Source organism: Blastococcus sp. SYSU DS0753, from assembly GCF_054051175.1.
This window is the reverse complement of sequence record NZ_JBJHAT010000006.1, coordinates 140,594-165,687: the sequence shown is the minus strand read 5'-3', so window position 1 is coordinate 165,687 and position 25,094 is coordinate 140,594. Positions and strand designations below refer to the sequence as shown.

24 protein-coding genes and 1 other RNA gene are annotated in these 25,094 nt (G+C 74.0%); 20 read left to right on the top strand and 5 right to left on the bottom strand.

Translation table 11 applies throughout. The features are described 5' to 3' along the window. The first annotated feature begins 17 nt into the window (after positions 1 to 17). The 4 genes from ACI799_RS07940 to ACI799_RS07925 all read left to right on the top strand — a co-directional run bounded on the left by ACI799_RS07940 (position 18) and on the right by ACI799_RS07925 (position 3,975). On the top strand, positions 18 to 287 hold the full coding sequence (locus tag ACI799_RS07940) for a hypothetical protein (RefSeq protein WP_456612813.1): 270 nt from the start codon (positions 18 to 20) through the stop codon (positions 285 to 287). After that, positions 284 to 1,045, top strand: coding sequence for an ABC transporter ATP-binding protein (locus tag ACI799_RS07935; RefSeq protein ID WP_456612812.1), 762 nt, complete (start codon positions 284 to 286; stop codon positions 1,043 to 1,045). The genes ACI799_RS07940 and ACI799_RS07935 overlap by 4 nt, the downstream gene beginning before the upstream one ends. Then, the gene (locus ACI799_RS07930; protein WP_456612811.1) at positions 1,042 to 3,564 is read left to right on the top strand and encodes an FtsX-like permease family protein; all 2,523 of its coding nucleotides are present in this window, start codon (positions 1,042 to 1,044) and stop codon (positions 3,562 to 3,564) included. The genes ACI799_RS07935 and ACI799_RS07930 overlap by 4 nt, the downstream gene beginning before the upstream one ends. Before the next feature lie 183 nt (positions 3,565 to 3,747). Then, a complete protein-coding gene (locus ACI799_RS07925) occupies positions 3,748 to 3,975 on the top strand; it encodes a hypothetical protein (protein ID WP_456612810.1) in 228 nt (75 codons plus the stop codon). A gap of 140 nt (positions 3,976 to 4,115) precedes the next feature. On the opposite strand, the gene ACI799_RS07920 is transcribed toward ACI799_RS07925, so the two are convergent. Then, positions 4,116 to 4,352, bottom strand: a complete 237-nt coding sequence (locus ACI799_RS07920) for a hypothetical protein (RefSeq protein ID WP_456587368.1) — start codon at positions 4,350 to 4,352, stop codon at positions 4,116 to 4,118. A 68-nt stretch (positions 4,353 to 4,420) separates the two neighbouring features. On the opposite strand from ACI799_RS07920, the gene cutA reads away from it, so the two are divergent. Next, positions 4,421 to 4,750 (top strand): divalent-cation tolerance protein CutA, encoded by a 330-nt coding sequence (gene cutA / locus ACI799_RS07915; RefSeq protein ID WP_456587369.1) that lies wholly within the window; start codon positions 4,421 to 4,423, stop codon positions 4,748 to 4,750. A gap of 115 nt (positions 4,751 to 4,865) precedes the next feature. Next, positions 4,866 to 6,683 carry a putative bifunctional diguanylate cyclase/phosphodiesterase gene (locus ACI799_RS07910; RefSeq protein WP_456612809.1) on the top strand — a complete coding sequence of 606 codons (1,818 nt, stop codon included), beginning with the start codon at positions 4,866 to 4,868 and terminating at the stop codon, positions 6,681 to 6,683. 6 nt (positions 6,684 to 6,689) lie between these two features. Here ACI799_RS07910 and ACI799_RS07905 read toward each other — a convergent pair whose 3' ends face one another. Further along, positions 6,690 to 6,980, bottom strand: coding sequence for a DUF6343 family protein (locus ACI799_RS07905; RefSeq protein ID WP_456587371.1), 291 nt, complete (start codon positions 6,978 to 6,980; stop codon positions 6,690 to 6,692). A 46-nt stretch (positions 6,981 to 7,026) separates the two neighbouring features. Here ACI799_RS07905 and prfB point away from each other — a divergent pair, with 46 nt between their 5' ends. The 13 genes from prfB to ssrA all read left to right on the top strand — a co-directional run bounded on the left by prfB (position 7,027) and on the right by ssrA (position 19,020). After that, positions 7,027 to 8,142 carry a peptide chain release factor 2 gene (prfB, locus tag ACI799_RS07900; RefSeq protein ID WP_456587372.1) on the top strand — a complete coding sequence of 372 codons (1,116 nt, stop codon included), beginning with the start codon at positions 7,027 to 7,029 and terminating at the stop codon, positions 8,140 to 8,142. Between the two features lie 235 nt (positions 8,143 to 8,377). Then, on the top strand, positions 8,378 to 9,067 hold the full coding sequence (ftsE, locus tag ACI799_RS07895; RefSeq protein ID WP_456587373.1) for a cell division ATP-binding protein FtsE: 690 nt from the start codon (positions 8,378 to 8,380) through the stop codon (positions 9,065 to 9,067). 87 nt (positions 9,068 to 9,154) lie between these two features. Next, complete coding sequence (gene ftsX / locus ACI799_RS07890) at positions 9,155 to 10,039, top strand: permease-like cell division protein FtsX (RefSeq protein WP_456587374.1); 885 nt, start codon at positions 9,155 to 9,157, stop codon at positions 10,037 to 10,039. Between the two features lie 119 nt (positions 10,040 to 10,158). Then, on the top strand, positions 10,159 to 10,635 hold the full coding sequence (gene smpB, locus ACI799_RS07885) for an SsrA-binding protein SmpB (RefSeq protein ID WP_456587375.1): 477 nt from the start codon (positions 10,159 to 10,161) through the stop codon (positions 10,633 to 10,635). 71 nt (positions 10,636 to 10,706) lie between these two features. Continuing rightward, a complete protein-coding gene (locus ACI799_RS07880) occupies positions 10,707 to 11,198 on the top strand; it encodes a hypothetical protein (protein WP_456598893.1) in 492 nt (163 codons plus the stop codon). A 23-nt stretch (positions 11,199 to 11,221) separates the two neighbouring features. Then, positions 11,222 to 12,145, top strand: a complete 924-nt coding sequence (locus tag ACI799_RS07875; protein WP_456596825.1) for an NADP-dependent oxidoreductase — start codon at positions 11,222 to 11,224, stop codon at positions 12,143 to 12,145. Next, positions 12,142 to 13,038 (top strand): amidohydrolase family protein, encoded by an 897-nt coding sequence (locus ACI799_RS07870; RefSeq protein WP_456612808.1) that lies wholly within the window; start codon positions 12,142 to 12,144, stop codon positions 13,036 to 13,038. The genes ACI799_RS07875 and ACI799_RS07870 overlap by 4 nt, the downstream gene beginning before the upstream one ends. Beyond that, complete coding sequence (locus ACI799_RS07865) at positions 13,035 to 13,418, top strand: VOC family protein (RefSeq protein ID WP_456598896.1); 384 nt, start codon at positions 13,035 to 13,037, stop codon at positions 13,416 to 13,418. Before ACI799_RS07870 ends, ACI799_RS07865 begins: the two co-directional genes overlap by 4 nt. A gap of 44 nt (positions 13,419 to 13,462) precedes the next feature. After that, the gene (locus ACI799_RS07860; RefSeq protein ID WP_456612807.1) at positions 13,463 to 14,461 is read left to right on the top strand and encodes a GNAT family N-acetyltransferase; all 999 of its coding nucleotides are present in this window, start codon (positions 13,463 to 13,465) and stop codon (positions 14,459 to 14,461) included. 9 nt (positions 14,462 to 14,470) lie between these two features. Next, positions 14,471 to 15,352, top strand: a complete 882-nt coding sequence (locus tag ACI799_RS07855; RefSeq protein WP_456612806.1) for an SCO6745 family protein — start codon at positions 14,471 to 14,473, stop codon at positions 15,350 to 15,352. 113 nt (positions 15,353 to 15,465) lie between these two features. After that, a complete protein-coding gene (locus tag ACI799_RS07850; RefSeq protein WP_456612805.1) occupies positions 15,466 to 17,115 on the top strand; it encodes an SLC13 family permease in 1,650 nt (549 codons plus the stop codon). Positions 17,116 to 17,330: 215 nt separating this feature from the next. Next, positions 17,331 to 18,527 carry a CorA family divalent cation transporter gene (locus ACI799_RS07845; protein ID WP_456587383.1) on the top strand — a complete coding sequence of 399 codons (1,197 nt, stop codon included), beginning with the start codon at positions 17,331 to 17,333 and terminating at the stop codon, positions 18,525 to 18,527. A gap of 117 nt (positions 18,528 to 18,644) precedes the next feature. Then, positions 18,645 to 19,020: a transfer-messenger RNA gene (gene ssrA, locus ACI799_RS07840) on the top strand. Between the two features lie 81 nt (positions 19,021 to 19,101). Here ssrA and ACI799_RS07835 read toward each other — a convergent pair. The 3 genes from ACI799_RS07835 to ACI799_RS07825 form a co-directional block, all read right to left on the bottom strand. Next, positions 19,102 to 20,853: a DUF2207 domain-containing protein gene (locus tag ACI799_RS07835; protein ID WP_456612804.1), complete on the bottom strand. Its 1,752-nt coding sequence runs from the start codon at positions 20,851 to 20,853 to the stop codon at positions 19,102 to 19,104. Between the two features lie 339 nt (positions 20,854 to 21,192). After that, positions 21,193 to 22,251 carry a potassium channel family protein gene (locus tag ACI799_RS07830; protein WP_456587385.1) on the bottom strand — a complete coding sequence of 353 codons (1,059 nt, stop codon included), beginning with the start codon at positions 22,249 to 22,251 and terminating at the stop codon, positions 21,193 to 21,195. A gap of 75 nt (positions 22,252 to 22,326) precedes the next feature. Beyond that, positions 22,327 to 24,069 (bottom strand): class I adenylate-forming enzyme family protein, encoded by a 1,743-nt coding sequence (locus ACI799_RS07825; protein WP_456612803.1) that lies wholly within the window; start codon positions 24,067 to 24,069, stop codon positions 22,327 to 22,329. Between the two features lie 83 nt (positions 24,070 to 24,152). Between ACI799_RS07825 and ACI799_RS07820 the strand changes: the two genes are divergently transcribed. Further along, on the top strand, positions 24,153 to 25,004 hold the full coding sequence (locus tag ACI799_RS07820) for a patatin-like phospholipase family protein (protein ID WP_456587387.1): 852 nt from the start codon (positions 24,153 to 24,155) through the stop codon (positions 25,002 to 25,004). The last annotated feature ends 90 nt before the right edge of the window (positions 25,005 to 25,094 follow it).

Below are 25,094 nucleotides of genomic sequence, written 5' to 3'. Positions count from 1 at the left end.
ACCTCCAGGAGCCCGTCGTGCCCGACCCCTACCGCCTCGAGGACACCTCGCCGTCCCCCGCTCCCGGCGGCCACCCCACCCCGCCCCGGTACGACAGCCCGCCGTCCCGGCCCGCCGGGGACGGCGGCCGCCTGCGGACCGCGCTGTGGCTGCTGCTGGCCCTCAGCGTCGCCGTCAACGCGCTCGCGTCGTTCGGCGTGCTGCCCCTGGTGGCCAGCATCGCCTCCGGAGTGGTCACCGCCGGCTGCGTCGCCGCGCTGATCACCCTGCACGTCCGCCGGCGATGACCGCCGCCCTGCGCCGGCCGAGCACCGACCCGGCCGCACCCCGGGAGCCCGCCGTGGCGCTGCACGGGGTCACCAAGGTGCACCCCAACGGCGTCCGGGCCCTCGACGACGTCACGCTCGCCGTGCCGCGCGGCTCCTTCCTCGCGGTGATGGGCCCCTCCGGCTCGGGCAAGAGCACGCTGCTGCACTGCGCGGCGGGCCTGGACACCCCCACCGCCGGCGACGTGCTGCTCGACGGCACGGAGATCGGCCGGCTCGACGAGACCCGCCGGACGGAGCTGCGCCGCGACCGGATCGGCTTCGTCTTCCAGGCCTACAACCTGGTGCCGGCGCTGACCGTCGCCGACAACATCACCCTGCCGCTGCGGCTGGCCGGGCAGCGCCTGGACCGCGAGTGGGTCCGCTCCCTGGTCGACCGGGTGGGGCTGACCGGCCGGCTCGGCCACCGCCCGAGCGAGCTCTCCGGCGGGCAGCAGCAGCGCGCGGCGATCGCCCGGGCGCTCGTGGCCCGGCCCGCCGTCGTCTTCGCCGACGAGCCCACCGGCGCGCTGGACCTGCGCAGCGCCGGTGAGGTGCTCGGGCTGCTGCGCGACCTGGTCGACGAGCTGGGCCAGACCGTCGTCATGGTCACCCACGACCCGGCCGCCGCCGCCCGCGCCCACCGCGCGCTGGTGATGGCCGACGGTCGGGTCGTCGAGACGCACGAGGCCCCGGCCGCCGCCGAGCTGGCCGCCCGCCTCGCCGAGCTGGGGCGGTGAGCCCGGTGTTCGCGATCGCCCTCCGGATGACCCGCCGCCGGCTCGCCGCACTCGTCGCGGTGGTCTGCGCGGTGCTCGGCGGGGCCGCCATCGTCACCGCCACCGGGGTGCTGGCCGAGTCCGGCCTGCGCTCGGAGCTGCCGGCCGGCCGGCTGGCCGGCGCCGACGTGCTCGTCGCCGCCGACCAGACGGTGCGGTCGGCCGGGGAGCTGCCGGTCGCGCTGCCGGAGCGGGCCGGCGTGCCCGCCGACCTGGCCGGCCGGCTCGCCGGGCTGCCCGGCGTCACCGCCGCCGCCGGGGACCTCGCGTTCCCGGCCGCCGTGCTGACCGCGGACGGCGACGTGGTCGGCGACGGTCCAGGCACCGCCGGCCACGGTTGGAGCTCGCTGCAGCTGCTGCCCGACCGGCAGGTGCGGGGCGGCCCGCCGACCGGCCCGGACGAGGTAGCCGTCGACCCGGCCGTGGCCGCGGCCGCCGGCCTCGAGCCGGGCGATCCCGTCCGCGTCGTCGCCGCGGGGCGGACGGCGGAGTACCGGGTGACGGCGGTGGCCGGGCCGGCCGGCGCGGGCGTGCTGTTCGCCGACGACGTCGCCGCACGGCTGGCCGGGCGCACCGGCACCGTCGACCTCGTCGGCCTGCGGGTCGAGCCGGGAGCGACGACCCGGGTCGCCGACGGCGTCCGCGCGGAGGTGGCCGGCACCGGCCTGGAGGTGGCGACCGGGGACGACCGGGGCGAGCTGGTGCTGCCCGAGGCGGCCGCCGCCCGCAGCCTCCTCGTCGCGCTGGCCTCCTCGCTGGCCGGGGTACCGCTGCTCGTCGTCGGGTTCGTCATCGCCGGCGCGCTCTCGGTCTCGATCGCCGGTCAGCGGCGCGAGCTGGCGCTGCTGCGCGCGGTCGGCACCACCCCGCGGCAGGTGCGCCGGCTGGTCGCGAACCAGGCCGGCCTGGCCGCCGCCGTCGCGCTGGTCCCCGGGATCGCGCTGGGCTACCTGCTCGCCGACCGGTTCCGCCGGCTGCTGGCCGGCACGGGCCTGGTCCCCGAGCAGCTGCCGCTCACGTGGAGCCCGCTGCCGGCGCTGGCCGCCACGCTGCTGCTGCTCCTGGTCGTCCAGGTCGCCGCCCGGGGTGCGGCGTGGCGGGTCTCGCGGGCGCCGGTCACCGCCGCCCTGGGGGAGAGCCGCACCGGGCCGGCGGCGCCGTCGGCGGTGCGCACCCGGATCGGCCTGGGGCTCCTGGTGGCCGCCCTTCCGCTCGCGGTGCTGCCGCTGCTGCTGCGGTCGCAGCTCGGTGCGGCGGGCACGTCGCTGGCCGGCATCGTCGGCGCCATCGGTCTGGCGTTGGCCGGCCCGGTGCTGCTGCGCCGGGTCACCGGGGGGCTGGCCCGCCGGCTCCCGGCGAGCACCTCCGCACCGACCTGGCTCGCGGTGGCCAACCTGCACGGGTACGCGCTGCGTTCGGCCGGTGCGGTCACCACGCTGGCGATGGCCGTGGTGCTCGCGCTGACCTACACCTCCTCGCACACCACGGTGGCCGCAGCCGTCACCGGGGAGGCAGAGGAGGCCACGCTGGCCACCGCGCAGGTCGCCGCGCCGGCGCTGGGCGGGGTCCCCGAGGACGCGCTGACCGCCGTGCGGGCCACCCCCGGCGTCGAGGCCGCAGCACCCGTGCGCACCACTGCGGTGCTGTGGGCGCAGCGCATGCTCGGCGAGGTCACCGTCGAACCGCAGGGTGCGCTGGTGCTCACCCCCGGTGCGCCCGAGGTGCTCGACCTCGACGTCCGGGCCGGCAGCCTGGCCGGGCTGACCGGCGACACGGTCGCGCTGGGCACCGAGGCGGCGCGCGCCCGCGACGCGGGCGTCGGCAGCCGGGTGCGGCTCACCCTCGGTGACGGTGCGGAGGTGACGGCGCGGGTGGTCGCCGTCTACGACCGCACGCTCGGCCTCGGCGCCGTCGTCCTCTCCTCGGACCTGGCCGCCGGGCACACCACCAGCGACCTCGCCGACCAGCTCCTGGTCCGCACCGACGGCAGCGCCGCCGCCGACCGGGCGCTGGCCGAGACGGTCGCGGCCCGACCGGGCCTGGTGCTGGCCGATGCCACCGCCGGACCGGCGCGAGCGGTGCCGCCGGAGACGTGGGTCAACCTCGCGGTGGTCGGCGTGCTGCTGGGCTACGTGCTGCTCGGCGTCGCCAACTCGCTGGTCGCCGCCACCGCCCAGCGCCGCGAGGAGCTGGCCACCCTGCGGCTCAGCGGCACCACGCCGGCCCAGCTGCGAGCCATGGTGCGGTGGGAGGCCGGGTTCATCTCGGCCGCCGCCGTCCTCGCCGGGGTCCTGGTCTCGGCCGTGCCGCTGGCGCTGCTGGGCCTTGGGTTCCTCGACCGGCCCTGGCCGGCCGGGCCCTGGTGGCTGCTGCCCGCAGCGGCCGTCGTCGTCACCGCGATCGCGGTCGCCGGCATCGGGCTGCCGGCCCGCTCGGCGCTGCGCACGCCACCGACGGCAGCGCTGACCGGCGCGGGATAGCCGTACCGCCCTGGAGACGTCGGTCGGTCCCCGGGGCCCTCGTCGGCAGGGACCTCCGGCCCGGCGGTCGGGACCCTCGGCCCTCTCGCGGGACCACCCCCCGCGACCAGCATGGAAGCGGGTCCGGGAGAGCACCCGGTCCGGGCGCCGCCGGCGCCCGACCACCGAGCAGAGGGAGTGGTCATGAGCGTCGACGTGCAGCAGCGTCCGCGCACGGCGGAGCGGCCCGCGGTCGGGCAGCGTCCGGCCGTGGGCCGCGCCGAGGTGCGGTCGGCCCCGCCCGCGGAGAAGCGCGGCCCGGAGTGCCGCGGCTGGTTGTGCGCCCTCGGCGTCGTCGTCGCGGCGACGATCGTCCTCACCGCCATGATCGTGCTCACGATGCTGGCCGGAAGCGACGGCCACCTGCAGTGATCTTTCGGGGGCCGGGCGACCAGGTCGAGCACGCCCGTGACTCCGCCCGCGGGTGGCGGGAGCAGCACGGGCGTGGCGGCGGCCGCCGAGGCGGCTGACCGACCCGACCGGTCGGGTCGGTCAGCCGTGGCGCCCCCGGGTCAGCCGCCCCGCTCGACCTCGGCCTGCACGACGCCCCGCACCGCGCGCAGCAGCGACTCGTCGGAGGTGTCGCCGTTCGAGAGGGCGGTACGCGCCTGGTCGTCCAGCAGGCTGCCGTCCACCGACTCGAGCCAGGTGACCTCTCCCTCGGCGCGGCGGCCGACCCGCAGGCCCTCGCCCTCCGGCGTCACCACGTACTCCTGGCCATCCACCTGGATCGTCATCTCGTCGCTCATGCACGGCCCCCTACCCCCGAGACCCCCGGTTCCACGCAGGGCGACCTGCGCCCGGGGAGGATGCGCGCATGGACGAGGAGTTCTGCGAGGTCGTGGTCACCGCCGCGGACGCCGACTGGCTGGCCGGCTACACCCGCACGCTGGTCGACGAGCGGCTGGCCGCCTGCGGGCACCACGTGACGCCGATCCGGTCGGTGTACCGCTGGGAGGGGGCGGTGCAGGACGAGAGCGAGGCCCGGGTGGCCCTGCACACCCGCCGGGCGCTGGTGCCCCGGATCGTCGCGCGCACCCGGGAGCTGCACCCGTACGACGTCCCGTGCGTCATCGCCCTCCCGCTGGTCGGCGGCAACCCCGACTACCTGCGGTGGATCGCAGCGGAGACCGACTCCCCGTCCTGATTGGCCCCCCCCTTTCCGGGGAGAACAGAGGAAGCTGGCTGCGGTAGGGATCACAGCTGCCGATGGAGGGGACGAGCGGCGCGCCAGCGGGCGCCCCGGGACCGGCGGAGGAGACGTGGCGCGAGGCGTGAGCCAGGGCGGGCTGCCGCTCGACGGCCGGGAGGGTGCCGCGTCCCGTGCCTCGGACGCCGCGCTCGTCGGCGCCGTGGTCGACGCCTTGCCGTCCCCGACCGTGCTGCTCGACCCGGACGGCGTGATCGTGATGGTCAACTCGGCCTGGGTCGCCGCCGGGCTCGAGCACGGGCAGTCGATCCGGCCAGGTGCGGACTACTACGCCGAGGCGGTCGGGCTTGCCGATGATCCGGACGGTCGGGAGCTCATCACCGAGCTGCGCGAGCTGATCGCCGGCGCGCGCACGCAGGTGGCGATCGACCGTTCGCTGCCCAGCCCGGCCGGCAGCGGGCGGCTCTGGTTCCACGTGCAGGCCACCCGGGTGGGCGACCAGGGGCACGTCGTCGTCACCCACACCGACGTCACCGCGCGGGTGCGCGCCGAGCTGGCCTCGTCCTGGCAGGCCCGCCACGACCACCTCACCGAGCTGCCCAACCGCGCGTACCTGCACGAGCTCATCGACCGGGAGCTGGAGCACCCCGAACGCCCGGCCCTCGCGGTGCTGTTCCTCGACGTCGACGGCTTCAAGGAGGTCAACGACTCCCTCGGCCACGAGGTCGGCGACGAACTGCTGCGCCGGCTGTCGACCCGGCTGCTCGAGGCCACCCGCAGCCAGGACACGGTGGGCCGGCTGGGTGGCGACGAGTTCGTGATCGTGTGCCGGGACTGCGGGAGCGACGGGGCCGATGCCCTCGCCGCCCGCTGCCAGGCCGCCCTCGCCGAGCCGTTCGTGCTGGCGGGGCGCACGCTCACCCTGGGCGCCAGCATCGGCATCGCCGCCGTCGGACGCGATGACCGCCGGGGAGTCCGCTCGACCGATCTGGTCCGGGACGCGGACCTGGCCATGTACGCGGCCAAGGCCGCCGGACGCGGTGGGGTCCGGATGTTCACCCCCGACCTGCGCAGCGCCGCGCAGGACCGGCTCCAGCTGGCCGGTGAGCTGCGCGGGGCCATCGAGCACGGGCAGCTGGTGCTGCACTACCAGCCGGTGATGCACCTGGCGACGGGCGACTGCTCGGCGGTCGAGGCGCTGGTGCGCTGGCAGCACCCGGACCGCGGGCTGCTCGGGCCCGGGGAGTTCCTGCCGCTGGCCGTCCAGCACGGCCTGATGGTCCCGCTGACCCGCTGGGTCCTGCGCACCGCCGTCCGGCAGGCCGCCGTCTGGGACGCGGCGGGGCTACCGCTGGTCATGGGCGTCAACATCGGGGCCGAGCACTTCGCCACCGGCACGCTCGGCTCCGACGTCGCCACGGCTCTCACCGAGGCGGGGCTGCCGCCCGAGCGGCTGGTGGTGGAACTCACCGAGACCAGCGTGGCCGCCGACTTCGACTCGGCGGCCGCCCAGCTGGCCGCGCTGCGGGTCACCGGCGTGGAGGTCGCCATCGACGACTTCGGTCGCGGGTTCTCCTCGCTGGGCCAGCTCGTCTCGCTCCCGGCCGGCGTCCTCAAGATCGACCGGAGCCTCGTCGTGGGCGTGGCCGGCCGGGCCCGGGAGTCCGCCGCCGCCATCGCCGCCGTCGTCGGGCTGGCGCAGGCGGTCGGCATGCGGACCCTCGCCGAGGGCGTCGAGACCGCCGGGCAGCTGGCCCTGGCGACCGAGCTGGGCTGCACCTTCGCCCAGGGCTTCCACATCGCGCGGCCGATGCCGGCGGAGGAGATCCCCGGCTGGATGGCCAACCACTGCGCGGGGCCGCCGCCGGCGCCCCTGCTCACCGGGGCCGGGGCGCTGTCCCGCGGCCTCGGGTCCCCGACCTCCGGCTGACCGCCGTCAGCCCGGCTCGCCGCGCGCCTTGCGCCGCACGATCACCACGATGTCCACCACGGCGACGGCCGCGGCGATGAACAGCAGCACGGCCGGCCAGGTGGGCAGGTCGTCGACCATCAGCCAACCCAGACCGGCGAGCACGCAGAACACGAGGCCGAAGATCGCCAGGGCCAGCCGCAGGGTGAGCGCCGACCGGGCCGGGCGCGCCCCGGCGAACCCGGCCGTGGGGTCGTGGTGGTCGGGCAGGCCGCGTGCGTAGTCCTCACGCGAGCGAGGTCGGTTCGGATCGGTCATGGCATCCCTGCCTACCCGGGGCGGGGGCGCACTACCCTGGGTCGACGTGGCCTCCGCTGACTTCTCCGTCGTCCTGGACGAGCTCGACACGACCCTGAAGTCGATCGAGGCCGTCCTCGACGTCGACCGCATGCGCCGGGAGGTGGCCGAGCTCGAGCAGCAGGCCGCCGCGCCCGACCTCTGGGACGACGTCGAGGCCGCCCAGGCCCTCACCTCCAAGCTCTCCTACATGCAGGGTGACCTGCGCCGGGTGGAGGAGCTGCGCGGACGCCTGGAGGACGTCGGGCTGCTGCACGAGATGGCCGCCGAGGAGGGCGACGAGGCCACCACGGCCGAGGCGGAGCAGGAGCTGGCGAACCTGCGCAAGGCGATCGACGAGCTCGAGGTGCGCACCCTGCTCTCCGGCGAGTACGACTCCCGCGAGGCGCTGGTGACCATCCGGTCGGAGGCCGGGGGCGTCGACGCCGCCGACTTCGCCGAGATGCTCATGCGCATGTACCTGCGCTGGGCCGAGCGCCACAAGTACCCGACCGAGGTGCTCGACATCAGCTACGCCGAGGAGGCCGGCATCAAGTCGGCCACCTTCTCGGTCAAGGTGCCCTACGCCTACGGCACCCTCTCGGTCGAGCAGGGCACCCACCGGCTGGTGCGGATCTCCCCGTTCGACAACCAGGGCCGCCGGCAGACCTCGTTCGCGGGTGTCGAGGTGCTGCCCGTCGTCGAGCAGACCGACCACGTCGAGATCCCGGAGAACGAGATCCGGGTGGACGTCTTCCGCTCCTCGGGGCCGGGTGGGCAGAGCGTCAACACCACCGACTCCGCGGTCCGGATGACCCACATCCCGACCGGCATCGTCGTCTCCTGCCAGAACGAGAAGTCCCAGATCCAGAACCGGGCCGCGGCGCTGCGGGTGCTGCAGGCCCGGCTGCTCGTCGTCCGCCAGCAGGAGCAGAAGGCGGAGATGGACGCGCTCAAGGGGGAGGGCAGCAGCTGGGGCAACCAGATGCGTTCCTACGTCCTGCACCCGTACCAGATGGTGAAGGACCTCCGCACCGAGCACGAGACCGGCAACACCGCCTCCGTCCTCGACGGGGACATCGACGCCTTCATCGAGGCCGGCATCCGGTGGCGGCGCCAGCAGGAGGCCGTCGACGCCGCCTGAAGAAGGACCGCCCTTCCCCCCACGCCTCGCACGCTCGGCGCGGGCCCCTGGAGGCCGGCCGTTCCGGCGCGGTCGGCGAGGTCACATTCCGGGGCGATCCGGAGCCGGACGCAACCGTGCGTGACCGGGTGACCCGGCGGTTACCGCGCGACGGTGACACACCGCGAGAACGAGTCCGGAGCGTTCCGTGGCGAACGGGCCGGATACCCGGCCAGGACTAGTACCGTGGCGCCTCGTGATCGAATTGCAACACGTCACCAAGCTGTACCCGGCCGGCGGCCGGCCTGCGCTCGACGACGTGTCCACGGAGATCGACAAGGGCGAGTTCGTCTTCCTCATCGGGTCCTCCGGTTCGGGCAAGTCGACCTTCCTCCGGCTGCTGCTGAAGGAGGAGGACCCGACGTCGGGCACGATCGTGGTGAACGGCCAGACGCTCAACACCATGAGCAAGTGGAAGGTGCCCAAGCTCCGCCGCACCATGGGCTGCGTCTTCCAGGACTTCCGCCTGCTGCGCAACCGCACGGTGGCGCAGAACGTCGCCTTCGCCCTCGAGGTGATCAACAAGCCGCACCGCACCATCAAGCGGGTCGTCCCCGAGGTGCTGGAGATGGTCGGGCTGGAGGGGAAGGCCAACCGGCTCCCCGGCGAGCTCTCCGGTGGTGAGCAGCAGCGGGTCGCGATCGCCCGCGCGTTCGTCAACCGGCCGCTGGTGCTGCTGGCCGACGAGCCGACCGGAAACCTCGACCCGGAGACGAGCGAGGGCATCATGCTGCTGCTCGAGCGGATCAACCGGACCGGCACCACGGTGGTCATGGCGACGCACGACTACCACATCGTCGACTCGATGCGCCGCCGCGTCATCGAGCTCAACGGGGGAGTGCTCACCCGCGATCAGTCGCGCGGTGTGTACGGCGTGGGCCGCTAGCAGCGCCCGCCGCGAGTCGTCCAACCAGGTGCCGACGACGTCGAGGCACCTGTCTCGCCTCGTGCACGAATCCAGATAGGGAATCCATTGCGCGTCAACTTCGTGCTCTCCGAGGTGGCCACCGGGCTCCGTCGCAACCTGACCATGACGGTCGCGATGATCCTGACCACGGCCATCTCGCTCGGGCTCATGGGCACCGGCCTGCTCATCGCCGGGATGATCTCCGAGATGAAGGAGATCTACTACGACAAGGTTCAGGTCTCCATCTTCCTGGCCGACGACGTCACCGACGAGCAGCGTCAGGCGATCCAGAGCGAGCTGGAGTCCTCCGACGAGGTCCGGAGCTTCATCTACGAGTCGCGCGAGGAGGCCTACGAGCGCTTCCAGCAGCAGTTCAGCCAGCAGCCGGAGCTGGTGGCGAACACCCCGCCGGACGCGCTGCCGGAGAGCTTCCGCGTCGAGCTGGTGAACCCCGAGCGCTACGAGGTGATCGCCGCCCAGTTCCCCAACGGGGAGGCCGGCGTCGACCAGGTGCGGGACGAGGGCGAGTTCCTCGACCGGCTGTTCAGCCTGCTCAACGGCGCCCGCAACGCGACGATCGCCGTCGCGGTCGTGCAGGCGCTGGCGGCTCTGCTGCTGATCTCCAACACCATCCAGCTCGCGGCGTTCAACCGGCGCAACGAGACCAACATCATGCGGCTGGTCGGCGCCTCCCGCTGGTACACCCAGCTGCCGTTCATCCTCGAGGCGGCGATCGCCGGCCTCATCGGTGGGCTCCTCGCCGCCGGCGGGCTGATCGTGACCAAGGTGCTCTTCATCGACCGGACCCTCTCCGGCCCGATCCGGGCCGGCATCATCCCCCAGGTCGAGTGGAGCGCGATCATCACCAACAGCGTGGTCGTCACCGGCGTCGGCGTCGCGCTGGCCGCCATCGCCGCCTTCGTCACCCTGCGGCTGTACGTCCGGATGTAGCCGGCGCTGCCCTCTCGTAGAGATCCCGCGATCTCGCCCGTCCCCGGGCCCGGGGCGGAGGAGATCGCGGGATCTCGGCGTCTCCGGGGCACGATCGGCGGCGGCGGTAACCTGGTCCCATGCCGCGTGAGACCGGGCGCAAGCTGATCGCCCAGAACAAGAAGGCGCGGCACGACTACTCGATCCTCGACACCTACGAGGTGGGCCTGGTGCTCACCGGCACCGAGGTGAAGAGCCTGCGGGCCGGCCGTGCCTCGCTCGTCGACGGATTCGCCTCGATCGACGACGGCGAGGTGTGGCTGCAGCACGTGCACATCCCCGAGTACGTGCAGGGCACCTGGACCAACCACGCCCCGCGCCGCAAGCGCAAGGTGCTCATGCACCGCGAGGAGATCGACAAGCTGATGGGCAAGACCCGCGAGGGCGGCCTGACGCTGGTGCCGCTGGACCTGTACTTCAAGGACGGCAAGGTCAAGGCCACCCTCGCGCTCGCCAAGGGCAAGAAGTCCTACGACAAGCGGCACGACCTCGCCGAGCGCGACTCGCGCCGGGAGATCCAGAAGGCGTTCGGCCGCTACGTGAAGGGCCGTCGCTGACGAACGGGCGTCGCCGGAAAACCGGTTGAGCGGCCCGGAACACTCGGGCCGTGCGGATGACCTTCCAGCGGATGGCAGACCGTCGGCCGGTCGAGACCCTGGTCGAGCGGGACGACGGCGTCGTGTTCGCCATGCGGGGTGCCGGGGGCGGAGCCGACCTGCCGCACGACCTGGTGCACGCCGTCGTCGAGACGGCGCTGCCGCTGCACGACGGCGTCTGGGGCTGCGTCGCCGACGGCGTGGTGTGGGGCAGCATGCGGCACGTGTCCGGCCGCCGGCCGCCGCATTCCGCCGAGCGGTCCGACCGGCTGAAGCGGGAGCGGACCGAGGCCGTGCAGCGTGCGGAGACCGTCGCGGACGTCGTCGGCCGGCTGGCCCGGGGCGAGGAGGTGCTGCCTGCCCACGTCGCGGCCGCGGGTCTCCCGCGTGACCGGGTCGAGGCCGCCGTCCGGGCCGTGCGGGAGGCGGCCCGCCGGTGGGCCGCGCTGCCGGTCGGGGAGCAGTGGGTGGTCGAGTGGCCGGCCGGTGGACGGCGTCCCGGGACGGGCGGGCGGCGACGCTGACAGGGCGCGCATACGGTGAGCGCATGAGAGGCATCGCGTACGACCGGTTCGGGGGCGTGGACGTCCTGCAGCTGCGGGACGACCTCCCCGAGCCGCCGGTCGGCCCGGACACGGTGCTGGTCCGCACCCGGGCCGCGGGCGTCAACCCGGTCGACATCGGCATCCGCGAAGGCGGCCTGTCCGCCTTCTTCCCGCACAACTTCCCGATCGTCCCGGGCTGGGACCTCGCCGGGGTCGTCGAGGCCGTCGGCCCCGCGATCGTCGACTTCAAGCCCGGTGACGAGGTGTTCGGCTACCTGCGGCGCGACGACGTCCAGTGGGGGACGGCGGCCGAGCTCGTCCCCGCACCGCAGCGCTGCCTGGCGCACAAGCCCGAGTCCCTGTCGTTCACCGAGGCCGGCGGCGTGCCGCTGGCCGGCCTGACCGCCTACCAGGCGCTCACCGAGGCGCTCCGCGTCGGCGAGGGCGACCGCGTGCTGGTGCACCGGGCCGCCGGTGGGGTCGGCTTCTTCGCCGTGCAGATCGCCGTCGCGCTCGGCGCGCACGTCATCGGCACCGCGAGCCCCCGCAACCACGGCTTCCTCCGCGAGGCCGGCGCCGCCGAGGTGCTCGACTACTCGGCGGGCCCGATCAGCGAGCAGCTCACCGACAAGGTGGACGCCGTGCTCGACCTCAACGGCGGGGACACGCTGGCCGACGCGCCGCAGCAGGTGCGCGACGTCGCCCGCATCGCCAGCGTCGTGGACCCCTCGGTCAACGACATGGGTGGGCGCTACGTCTTCGTCCGCCCGGAGCGGCACGACCTGGAGGAGCTGGCCCGCATGGCCGACGCCGGTCAGCTGCGGGTGGCGGTCGCGAAGGCGTTCCCGCTGGAGCAGACGGCCCAGGCCCACGAGCTCGTCGCCGGCGGGCACGTGCGCGGCAAGGTCGTCGTCACGGTCCCGTGAGCACCGTCCAGCCCCCGGCGGACGACGCCGACGTCCCGCGGTACTGGCGAGAGCTGGGTCTGCCCGGGCTGGTCGACGTGCACGTGCACGTCCTGCCCGAGCGGGTGCAGGCGAAGGTGTGGCAGTACTTCGAGGCCGCAGGCACCCACTACGGGGCCGATTGGCCGGTGGCCTACCGGCTGCCCGAGGAGGAGCGGCTCGCCGTCCTGGCGCGGCTCGGGGTGCGCGCCTTCCCGACGCTGCCGTACCCGCACAAGCCCGGCATGGCCGCCTGGCTCAACGAGTGGTCGGCCGAGTTCGCCGCGGAACGCCCGCAGGTGCTGCAGTCGGCGACGTTCTTCCCCGAGGCGGGCGTCGACGGCTACGTCGCCACCGCCCTCGACCGCGGCGCGCGGATCTTCAAGGTGCACGTGCAGGTCGGCGCCTTCGACCCGCGGGACCGGCTGCTCCACGACGTCTGGGCGCGGCTGGAGGAGGCCGGCACCCCGGTGGTCATCCACTGCGGCTCGGGCCCGCTGGCCGGCGAGCACACCGGCCCGGTGCCGATGCAGGGGTTGCTCGAGCGGTTCCCGCGGCTCCAGCTGGTGATCGCCCACCTGGGCATGCCGGAGTACCGGGAGTTCCTCGACCTGGCCGAGCGCTACGAGCGGGTCCACCTGGACACCACGATGTTCGCCACGGACTTCACCCAGCGGCTGATGCCCTTCGACCTGGCGGACCTCCCGCGGCTGGCCGCGCTGCGGGACAAGGTGCTCCTCGGCAGCGACTTCCCGTCCATCCCGTATCCCTACGCCCACCAGCTGGCTGCGCTGCACCGGCTGGACCTGGGGGAGGAGTGGCTGCGCGCCGTCCTGTGGCACAACGGGGCCCGGCTGTTCAGGATCGAGGCGTGACCCCGAGCATCCGCCTGACGGCGACCGTCCTCGGCACCCCGGACCCGCAGGGGCTGGCCCGCTTCTACCAGCGCCTGCTCGGCTGGCCGATCCGTGACGACGATCCGCAGTGGGCCACGCTGCGGCCCGAGGACGGCGGTCCGGGGCTGTCGTTCCAGCGGGAGGACGACCACGTGCCGCCCGTGTGGCCACCGCAGCCGGGCGCCCAGCAGATGCAGCAGCACCTGGACTTCCAGGTCGACGACCTCGACGCCTTCACCGCGGTGGCGGAGCAGGCCGGTGCGCGCCGGGTCGGCGGGCACACCGACGCGGAGGAGGACGTCCGCGTCTTCACCGATCCGGCCGGCCACCCGTTCTGCCTGTTCGTGCGGCTCCGGTAAATCGGCTCGCGCCGGGCCGGGGCGACTGCCTAGCCTCGGCCCTCGTGCCCGCGCTCCCCGCCGTCCCCGACGGCTGCACCGCCCGCCCCCTGTGCACCGACGACGCCGCGGCGGTCGCCGAGCTGCTCGTCGCCGCCGAACCGCTCGACGACTCCGGCGAGTTCCCCGACGCCGACGACATCGGTGACGAGTGGACCGGCTGGGGCGTCGACCCCGGGCGGGACGGGATCGCCGTCTGCGACGCCGGCGGCGCGCTCGCCGGCGTCGCGGTCGTCTCCGCCAGCCCCACCTTCCGGGAGGCCTTCCGGATCGTCCTCGACGGCCGGGTGCGCCCCGACCAGCGGGGCCGCGGGATCGGCGCCGCCCTGCTGGACTGGCAGCTCGCCCGCGGGGCGGAGGTGCACGCCGAGCGGCACCCCGAGGCGCCGGCGCGGCTGGTGGTGGGCGTGCTCGGCAGCCAGCCGGCCCTGGAGCGCCTGGTGCAGGGGCGCGGGCTGACCGCGGAGCGCTGGTACCGCACCATGGAGCGGCCGCTCACCGACCTCCCCGAGGCGCGGGAGGTCCCGGGTGTCGAGCTCCTCCCGTTCCAGTGGGACCGCGACGACGAGGTGCGCCGGGCGCACAACGCGGCGTTCACCGAGCACCACGGCTCCAGCGAGCGCGACGAGGCATCGTGGCAGCGCCTGTTCACCGGCGCGCGGGCCTTCCGGCCCGATCTGTCGGTGCTCGCCGTCGAGGACGGCGCGGTGCAGGGCTACGTGCTCGGCTACGTCTACGAGGCCGACACCCGGGCGAAGGGGCACCGCGAGGTGGTCCTCGGCCAGATCGGCGTGCTGCCCGCCGCCCGGGGGCGGGGCGTGGCGGCGGCGATGATCGGCCGCAGCCTGGCGGCAGCCGCCGCGCACGACTGCCGGGCCGCCGTCCTCGACGTCGACAGCGACAACGTCACCGGCGCGCTGCGGCTCTACGAGAGCCTCGGTTTCCGCACGGTCCGGACCCGGGTGACGTGGTCCCTGTCACTGCCGGCGGTGGTGGCTGGCTAGGGTGCGCCCATGGTCAGCGCCGAGCAGTCCGCGCCCGTCTTCGATCCCGCCCTCGTCGGCCGCGCCCACCGCGCGATCGACCCGCTGCACTCGCAGCTGTACTTCGCCCCGGAGCAGGACGAGCACCTCGGTGCGGTCGGCCTGCGGCCGGGCCGGATGGTCTACTTCGCCGGGCGGGCCGCGGCCATGGGCGCCGTCGGCGCGGGGGTCGTGACGGCGACCTTCTACAACTTCGCGCCCTCGCTGGTGGCGCACATGATCCCGCGCGCGTGGTCGCTGGCGACGCCCGAGCAGGTGCTCGCCGCCCGCCTGGACGCCGCCCGCGCCTCCCTCACCCGCCTGCTCGGCGAGGAGACCGCCGGGAGCCCCGAGGTGGCCGAGCTGGCCGGGCTGCTCCGCGAGGCCTGCGCCGGGCTCAGCGCGGAAGGCCGGCCGCTGTACGCCGGGCACGCCGACCTGCCGTGGCCGGAGGAGCCGCTGCTGGCGCTGTGGCACGGCGCCACGCTGCTGCGCGAGCACCGCGGGGACGGGCACGTCGCCGTCCTGGTGCACGCCGGGCTGTCCGGGCTGGAGGCCCTGATCACGCACTGCGCCACCGGCCGGGGGTTCACCGTGCCCGCGGCCAAGGCGACCCGCGGGTGGAGCGACGAGCAGTGGGCGGCCGGGTGCGCGGCGCTGGCCGACCGCGGGCTCCTCGACGACGCCGGCCTGACCGAGGAGGGCGCCGAGCTGCGCGCCCGCATCGAGGTGCAGACCGACGCCCTCGCCGCCGATCCGTGGCTGTCGCTGGGCGCGGAGAAGACCGCCCGCGTGGTCGAGCTGGGCAAGGGGCTGTCGCGCGTGATCACCGCCAACGGAGCGTTCGACCAGGGCATCTTCGGCCGCGGCTGAGCCGGCGCCGCCCCTGCTGCGTCACCGTTCAGGGACCGGTGCGTTCTCCAGGTCGCTGAGCGGTGGTCGCGGCCCTAAGGTCATGCCGCCGGAGCCGGCCTGAGGGGGGCGTCATGACGTCGACCGAGCGATCGCAGGGCGCGGTCCAGGCGGCCGCCCACGGCCGGGGGGCGGCGCAGCGCACCGACGTCGACGCCGCCTTCCGCGGCAGCGCCACGTACCGCAGCCTGGGGGAGCAGCAGCTCAGCCCGGCCGAGGAACGGTTCGAGAAGGGCCGGCGCACCGTCGGTCTGTTCCTCGCGCCGCTGGTCACCCTGGTCTTCGCGCTGGTCCCGCTCGACCTGCCGCGCGACCAGCACCTGCTCGCCGCGATCCTGCTCGGGGTCATCGTCCTGTGGATCACCGAGCCGGTGCCCATCCCCATCGGCGGCCTCATCGGCGTCGCCGCGATCGCCGTGCTCGGGGTGGTGCCGGCCGACGACGCGCTGGCGCCGTTCGGCTCGACGACGGTGTTCACCTTCATCGGCGCGTTCATCCTCGCCGCGGCCATGCTCAAGCACGGGGTGGCCCGGCGCTTCGCGATGTTCATCCTGTCGCTGACGTGGGTCGGTGCCTCGACCACCCGGGTCGTGATCGCCTTCGGGTTCATCACTGCGGTGCTGTCGGCGTTCGTGTCCAACACCGCCACCGTCGCGATGCTGCTGCCCACGGCGATCGGCATCCTGTCGGTGATCGCCAAGCTGCTGCAGGACAAGGAGCTGGTGAAGCCGGACTTCGACCCGCTCCGGCTGCGCGTCGGCGTCGCCCTGATGCTGATGCTGGCCTACGGCGCGGGCGTCGGGGGCCTGCTCACCCCGGTCGGCAGCCCGCCCAACCTGATCGGCCGCGGGCTGATCGAGGAGGCGACCGGGGAGCGGATCGGCTTCCTCGATTGGATGCTCATGGCGCTGCCGATCTGCGCGCTGATGTTCGTCGCGCTCACGGTCGTGCTGCTGCTGATCAACAAGCCGGAGATCAAGCGGATCGAGGGCGTGCACGAGTACGTCCAGAAGGAGCGGGCCGAGCTCGGCCCCTTCTCCGGCGCCGAGCGCAACACCCTGATCGCCTTCGGCGTCACCGTGGCGCTGTGGATCTTCCCCGGCGTCATCGCGCTGACCGCGGGCACCGAATCGGAGCTGTACGCGACGCTCGGCGACCGGCTCGACGAGGGCATCGTCGCCGTCCTCGGGGCCTCGCTCCTGTTCCTGCTGCCCACCGACTGGAAGCGCCGGGAGTTCACCCTCAACTGGAGCGACGCGGCCACCATCGACTGGGGCACGATCCTGCTGTTCGGCACCGGGATCATCTTCGGCTCGCTGCTGGCCGACACCGGCCTGGCGGAGACGATCGGCCAGGCGTCGGCCGACGGGCTCGGCCTGACCAGCACGCTGGCGATCACCGTGTTCGCGGTGATCCTGGCGATCATCATCAGCGAGACGACGTCGAACACGGCGTCGGCCGCCGTCGTCGTCCCGATCATCATCCCGGTGGCCGTGGCCGCGGGGATCAACCCGTTCGTCCCGGCGCTGGCGGCGACCTTCGCGGCCTCCTTCGGCTTCATGCTCCCGGTCTCCACGCCGCAGAACGCGATCGTGTACGGCTCCGGCGTCGTGCCGATCACCAAGATGATCCGGTCGGGCATCTCCTTCGACGTCCTCGGCGCGATCCTCATCGTGCTGCTGCTCCCGCTGCTGGTCGACCTGGTCCTGGGCGCCGTCGGCTGACCGGCGCGGCCACCCGGTTCACCCGTGTGGGCGAGGACACGGTCCGCGCTCCCGCGCCCGCGTGGGAGGATGGACGACGGCCGAGATCAGGGGCGCGAGCAGCCCGGAGCCGGGAGGGGGACGCCGTGCGAAGTGAGCCTCCCAGTACCGGTCCCCAGGTCCTCCCCGCCCGCTGAGGCGCCCCTCCCCGCTGGGAGGTCGCGAGGACCGCACCGGTGCCCACCGCCGTCCCCTCGCCCCGGGAGTCCGTCATGGCCGAGCGTCGCCGTGCGCCGCTGACCGCACTGTCCACCCTCGCCCGCCGTCCGCGGCTCGAGCTCTTCCCGCCCGTCCGGCAGCCGGCCCCGCCGGCTACGGGGGCGACGTCGGTGTCGGCCCTGGTGTCCGAACCGTCGCGGATCGTCGACAACGCCGTCTACTCCGACGGCCGGCGCGTGGCCACGCCCGACTCACCTGCCGAGAGCCGGGAGGAGCTCGCGCTCGGCGAGGACCGGCTGGCCTGGCTGGGGCTCTACCGGCCGGAGCCCGGGGAGCTCGGCGCGCTGGCCGAGCTGTTCGACCTGCCCGAGCTCGCCGTCGAGGACGCGATCAAGGCCCACCAGCGGCCGAAGTTCGAGCGCTACGGCAGCACGCTGTTCGTCGTGCTCAAGGCGGCGCGGTACGTCGACGCGCTGGAGGAGGTGGAGTTCGGGGAGCTGCACCTGTTCCTCGGGCCCGACTTCGCGATCACGGTGCGGCACAGCGAGTCCCCCGACCTGGCCCGGGTGCGCCGCCGGCTGGAGAGCGATCCCGCGCTGCTGGCCAAGGGCAGCGAGGCGGTGCTGTACGCGGCCCTCGACGCGGTCGTCGACGGGTACGGGCCGGTGGTCGAGGGCCTGGCCAACGACATCGACGAGATCGAGACCCAGGTGTTCGGCGGCGACCCCGGGGTCTCGCGGCGCATCTACGAGCTGTCGCAGGAGGTGCTGGAGTTCCAGCGCGCGGCGCAGCCCCTGACCGGCATCATCGCCGCGATCACCGCCGGTTTCGACAAGTACGGCGTGGACGAGGAGCTGCGCAGCTACCTGCGCGACGTCGCCGACCACGTGGTGCAGGTGAACGAGCGGGTGGAGGGCTTCCGCCTGCAGCTGCGCGACATCCTCACCGTGAACGCCACCCTGGTGGCGCAGCGGCAGAACGAGGAGATCCGCGAGCTCACCGAGACGAGCATCGCGCAGGGCGAGGAGGTCAAGAAGATCTCCGCCTGGGCGGCCATCCTGTTCGCCCCGAGTCTGGTGGGCGGCGTCTACGGCATGAACTTCGACCACATGCCCGAGCTCGACGAGGTGTGGGGCTACCCGTTCGCGCTGCTGCTGATGTTCGGGGTCAGCCTCACGCTGTACCTGGTGTTCAAGCGGCGCGACTGGATCTGAAAGAGGACCCCGTCCTCCTCGTCCCTCGCGAGCTCGCGACGAGCCTCTGGACGGGGCCGCGGTGTGGGGGGAACAACCGGCTGGACCGGGCCGTTACCCTGACTGCACAACTACACAGGGGGTGATTGGTCTCGACTTCGGTCGGGTGTCCAGGGGAAGCGAGCCGAGGAAGGCAACGATGAGCTCGTTAACCATGCGTTGCAAAACACACAAGCGCCGACTCCAGTCAGCGCGACTTCGCTCTCGCTGCCTAAGCAGCAGGAGTGAGTCTGTCAGCCCGGGTTCGTCATCGGCCCGGATCCTGGCATCAGCTAGATGACTCACCATGAGCGCCGGTCGCGGGCGTTCATGGGACACCTCACAGCGACTGGGCCCGTCACATCGACTTGTTCGCGAGATCGATGGGGTCGAGCAGAGGCAGTAGCGAACTGCGCTCGGAGAAGCCCTGGATATGCGTCGAAGGACGCGGGTTCGATTCCCGCCACCTCCACCCCTGAAGCTCCACCACGTTGGGCCCGGTCATCCGACCGGGCCCAACGTGTGTATGCGTGGCGGGGCAGCGGCGACCACCAGGTCACCAGGAGCCGCCGCCACCTCCACCGGCGCCGCCCCCGACGCTCCCGCCGACGTTCCCGCCGGAGGTGGACGACGACGGCGCGGTGCCGGCCGTGCTGCAGCCGGCGAGGAGGACCGGCCCGAAGGCCGCGTAGTGCAGGTACCGGGCATCCTGGCCCGAGCGGGCCGGGACGTCGACGGACGAGGCGAGCTGCGACCACCGCTCCGCCTCACCCAGCGAGACGGCCCAGGCGGTGTAGCGGCCGAGCTGACCGGAGGCGATCGCCTCGTCGAGCGCCGTCGGCGGGGACGCGGCGAGGAACCGCCGCAGCGACTCGACCTGCAGCCACGCCGCGGAGCCGGCCGACGTGAGCACCCGCAACTCCCACCCGGCGACCGCGGTGGCCGCGCCCGCCCCGGCCAGTGCGCCACCGGCCGCCGCCAGCGCGAGCGGCAGCCCGACGTCCTGGATCGACAGGTAGCCGGCGAACAGGGCCCCGGCGACGCCGACGACGGCGCCCAGGCCGCCGAGCAGCCGAAGCCGGCCGGCGCGGCGGTCGGCGTCGCCGTCCCACAGGCCGCTGGTGCTCTGCCACGTGTCGAGATGCGTGCCGAGCTCCGCCCAGCCCGCGGCGAAGCCCTCGTCGTACTCGCCGAGCGGGAGCCGGTCCCGGTCGCGGAACAGCAGGTCCAGCAGCCGGCGGACCTCCCCGTCGCCCGGCTGCCGCCGCACCAGGACGACCTCCTCGGGCTGCCCGTCCGGTGACTCCAGGTCGATGGTGCCGGCCACGGCCTGGTCGATCAGCCAGGCCGTCTTGTGTGCCGGGGTGACGGAGCCGGCCAGCAGCACGCCGCCGTGCGCGGGGGGCAGGCTGCCGGGCAGGGAGGGCGAGGGGACGGCGTGGTCGGCGAGCGTGGCCAGGTCGATCCGCGCGTCCTCACCGGGCGCGGAGGTCACCGGGATGCCGACCGCCGGCACCCGCTCCCGGCCGGCGCGCCTGATCACGGCCAGCGCGCCAGCGGCCGCGAGCAGCATGGCGAGGCCGGCGACGGCTCCGGGCAGCAGCGGACCCGTGCCGCCCGCCGGAGGCGCGGTCGCCGGTGGTGCGGGCAGCGCCGGGGCGCCGTCGAGGGCGGCGCCCGTCGTGGCGGAGACCGTGACGCCCTCCCCGGCGTCCAGGGAGTCCACCCGGGCGGAGAGCCGGCCGGGCCCGGCCGGCTCGACGTCGCAGGGGTCGGTGGATCCCCCCTCGCCCGCGGCGCAGCGGCTCCCCGCCAGCTCGGCCGGTGCGCTCACGTGCATCTGGACCTCGTCGATGGGGATGTCCCAGCCGGTGCCCACGGCATCCCAGGCCAGCCGGTCGCCGGAGACGACGCCGTCCAGGGTGTAGCCGAGGACGTACCGGTGGCGCCCGGTCACCGTCCGGTCGGGGTCGCCGACGCGGATCTCGCCGTCCGCGCTGACGGTCACGTCGTCGGGGGCGTCCGGCGACGTCGCCTCGACCGGCTCAGCGGGGTCCAGGCCCGGGACCTGGCGGAGGATCCCGCGCCGGTCCTCTCCGCCGAAGTCGTAGTCGATCACCTCGGTGATCCGGGCGCTGCCGTCCTCCGCGACCGTCGCCGCGACCCACAGCAGACGCACCCGCTCGCCACCGCCGGCGAGGGCGACGACGCTCGTCAGCACGCCCACCGCGACGGCCAGGAGCACGCAGACCAGCAGGTCGGTCCGCCGTCTCCGGCGGACACGGTCGGTCCGTCGAGGGCTCGGCACGGTCTTCTCCTCATGCGTGGTCCCGGAGGGCGTCCCCGGCGTCGGGGTGATGATGCCTGTCCGCGCGGGTCCGACACAGGACCGCGCCCGCGATCGGGGGTTCACCGGGCGCAGGAGTGGGCGCTGGTCAGCACGACGCCGTAGTCACGATCGGGTGGCCGACCGTGCCGGCGGCCTCCGACGACGAGCCGATCAGCTGGGCGCGGCGGTCACAGGTGGGGCTGCGCGGCCGGGTCGTGCCGAGTGGACCCCGGAGGGGTCCGCGTAGGGACGGCGGACTCGCTCGTCGTAGCCGGGAACGGCAATTGGTCGCGGTGTCGTCCGGAGGACGGCGAAGAGTTACTGCGTCGGCGGACGCATGGCCCTCCCCGGGTCGTGCGCCTTCACCACGACGAGCACGTCCTCCGGCTGCAGCGTGCCGATCAGCGGGTCGTCGAAGCGCAGCGTGCGGCCGCCGCGGGTCACCGAGAGCACGATGTCGCGCAGCTGGCGTGGCCCCAGCCCCACCTCGTCGGTGGTGACCGTCCGCTGGTGCAGGTCCAGGCCCTGGCCCCCGGTGACGAGGTCCTCGACCACCGCGACCACCCGGGGGGCGTCGGTGGAGAGACCCAGCAGCCGGCCGGACGTCGCCGACGTGGTGATGACCGTGTCGGCACCGGACTGCCGCAGGAGGTTGGCGTTCTCCTCCTCGCGGACACTGGTGGTGATCGGCACGCTCGGGTTGAGCTGGCGGACGGTCAGGGTGATGAGCACCGACGCGTCGTCCCGGTTCGCCGCCACGATCACCGACCGGGCGCGTTCGACGGCCGCCCGGCGGAGCACCTCGGTGCGGCCGGCGTCGCCGACGATGCCGGTGAGCCCCACCGCGTTGGCCTCGTCGATCGCCCGGGGCTCGGGGTCGACCACGACGATCTTCTCCAGCGGTGTACCGCTGGCCTGCAGGGAGCGGATGGCGCTGCGGCCCTTGGTGCCGTAGCCGCACACGATGACGTGCTGGCGCACGCGGGACCTCCAGCGGTGGATGCGGAACTCCTCCCGGGAGCGCGCGGTCAGCGCCTCGAGGGTCGTTCCGATGAGGACGATCAGGAACATGATCCGCAGCGGCGTGATCAGCAGGACGTTGATCAGGCGCGCCTCGTCGGTGACCGGCGTGATGTCGCCGTAGCCGGTGGTGGAGAGGCTGACCGTCGCGTAGTAGAACGCGTCGAGCACCGAGATCTCGTCGCCGCGGCTGTCGGCGTAGCCGTCCCGGTCGATGTAGACGATGAGGACGACGACGAGCAGCACGGCGGCCGCGATGAGCACCCGGCGCCCGACCTGCCGGACGGGGGACTGCTCGACGTGCGCGATGCGCACACCGGTGTGCTCGGTCTCCAGACCGTTCCGCTGCTCGTCCACGCCGCGGACGATAGTGAGCGCGGACCGCGGATGCGCGCCGCCGCACCCGTTCGGGGTGCGGCGGCGCGCGTCGGCTCACCCGCCGACGGCCTCGCGCTCGCGAGCGGCGAGCTCCCGCTTGAGCACCTTGCCGGCCGCCGAGACCGGGATCGCGTCGATGAAGCGCACGTCGCGCAGCCGCTTGTACGGGGTCACCTTGTCGTTGACGGCGGCCATGACCGACTCGGCGGTCAGCGCGGCGCCGTCCGCGTCGTCCTTGCGCACGACGTACGCCACCGGCAGCTCCCCGACCTCGTCGTCGGGGCGGCCGACCACCGCCGCGCCGGCCACGCCGGGCACCCCGAACAGGATCTCCTCCAGCTCGCGGGGGAACACGTTGTAGCCCTTGTAGAGCAGCATGTCCTTGGTGCGGTCGACGATCGAGAGGTAGCCGTCGCCGTCGAGGATGCCCACGTCCCCGGAGTGGAACCAGCCGTCGGCGTCGATCGCGTCGGCCGTGGCCTCGGGGCGGTGCGCGTACCCGCGCATCACCTGCGGGCCGCGGATGCAGACCTCGCCCCGCTCACCGGTCGGCAGCGGGTCGCCGCCACCGATCGGGCGGATGGTGATCTCGGTGTCGAAGATCGGCACCCCGACCGTGCCCGGCTTGCGGGTGCCGGAGCGGAACGTCGGGTTGCCGGTGGCCATCATCGTGACCTCGGTGAGGCCGTAGCCCTCGCCGATCGTGGCGTTGGGCATCAGCGCCTGCATCCGCTCGATGAGCGAGACCGGCAGCGGCGCGGCGCCGCTGCTGATGCCGCGGACGTGCGACAGGTCCGCCTCGGTGAAGCCGGGCACCTGGAGCAGGGCCACGAAGACCGGCGGCGCGCCGCCGATCGTGGTGACCTCGTACCTGATCATGTCCTCGACGTACTTCACCGGGTCGAAGCGCATGTGGATGACGGTCATCGTGCCGCCCATGACCATGCCGTTGAGGTAGCCGATCGCACCCATGGCGTGGAACCACGGCGTGAGGTTGATGATCCGCGCCTCGCCCAGGCGGGTGGGGTACTCGTCGGGGCCGAGCACCTGCTCCAGCGTCACGTCGCCCTGCTCGTCGAGCAGGGGAACGGCGCCGGAGGTCCAGCAGCTGGACTGCAGCACGTTGGTGACGACGTTGCGGTGCGGCAGCTCCACGCCCTTGCTGACGCCCGTCGTCCCGCCGGTGTAGGCCAGGTGCGCGAGGTCGGTCGCGACGTCGAGGTCGGCGTCCAGGTGCCGGTCGGTGGGGTCGCCGGCCAGCAGGTCGGCGAGGTCGACGTCGCTGTCCTCGAGGCCGTCCAGCCGTGCGGCGAAGTCCAGGACGTGGGCCTCGCCGGTGACGACGACGGTCCGCACCGGGGTCTGGGCGAGCGCGCCGCGGACGAAGGGCAGCACCTGGTCCCAGGTCACCAGCACGGTCGCGCCGGCGTCGCTGAGCTGGGCGGCGAGGTCGGCCGCCGGGAGCAGCGGGTTGGTGGGGGAGAAGGTCGCGCCGGACAGCAGGATCCCGTAGTAGAGCGACGGGTACTGCCGGCAGTTGGGGATGTGGACGGCGACGACGTCACCCCGGCCGATCCCGTGGTCGGCCAGCCAGCCGGCGACCGCGTGCGCGCGAGCTCCCAACTCGGTGAAGGTCAGCGGCACGTCGTGGTCGACGAACGCCGTCCGGTCACCCCACCGGCGTACCGCGGCCCGCAGGATGGACCCCACCGGCACCGCCGGGTAGTCCAGGGACCGGGGCAGCCCGGGCGGCCAGCTGGCCGCGGTGGGTGTCGGGGCGGGCTGCACGGTCGTCATGCGTTTCCTCTCGTCGGGATGATCAGAGCCACAGGGTGGCCCAGCTCACAGCGCATGTCGAGGGGTCTGTGAGGATGAGTCGCATGAGCGACCAGCGCACCGCCCTCGTTCTCGGCGGCGGGGGCATCACCGGCATCGCCTGGGAGATCGGCGTGCTCGCCGGGCTGGCCGAGGCAGGGATCGACCTCACCGGCGCCGATCTCGTCGTCGGCACCTCGGCGGGCTCCGTCGTCGGCGCCCAGATCACCAGCGGGGCTCCGCTGGAGGAGATGTACGCCCGGCAGCTGGAGCCCCCGGTGCAGGAGAGGGTGGCCCGGATGACCCGCGGCAACCTGCTCCGCTACGGCTGGGCGATGGTCGCCAGCCGCGGCCGCGACGTGGAGTTCCGCCGCCGGATCGGCACCCTGGCGCTCGCGGCGGAGGCCGCCGGGGCGACGCCGACCGAGCAGGAGCGGCTGGACGTCATCGGTTCGCGGCTGGTCTCCCGCGACTGGCCGGACCGCGAGCTCGTCGTCACCGCGGTGGACGCCGCCACCGGCGAGTTCCGCACCTTCGACCGGAAGTCCGGCGTCCCGCTGGTGCAGGCCGTGGCCGCGAGCTGCGCGGTGCCCGGCGTCTACCCGCCGGTGACCATCGGCGATCGCCGGTACGTCGACGGCGGCATGCGCTCGGCCGCCAATGCCGACCTGGTGCAGGGATACGACCGGCTGGTCGTGCTCGCCCCCATCCCGCGCGGCGTCGGCCCGATGGCCAGCGTCGACGCGCAGGTCACCGGCATGGTGGCGCGGGTCGCTGTCGTCTCGCCGGACGAGGCCGCCCGCGCGGCGATCGGCCGCAACGTCCTCGACCCCGCCGCGCGGGAGCCCGCAGCGCGGGCCGGCCGGGCGCAGGCCGCGACCGTCGTGGCGCGCGTCGGCGAGGTCTGGGCCGGCTGAGCCGGCGACACGGGCACGCCACCAGCTCGTCACCCGGAGTTGTGGCGGGGGACCGCCTCCGGGCACCTGGCCTCGCTGGGATCACCTCGC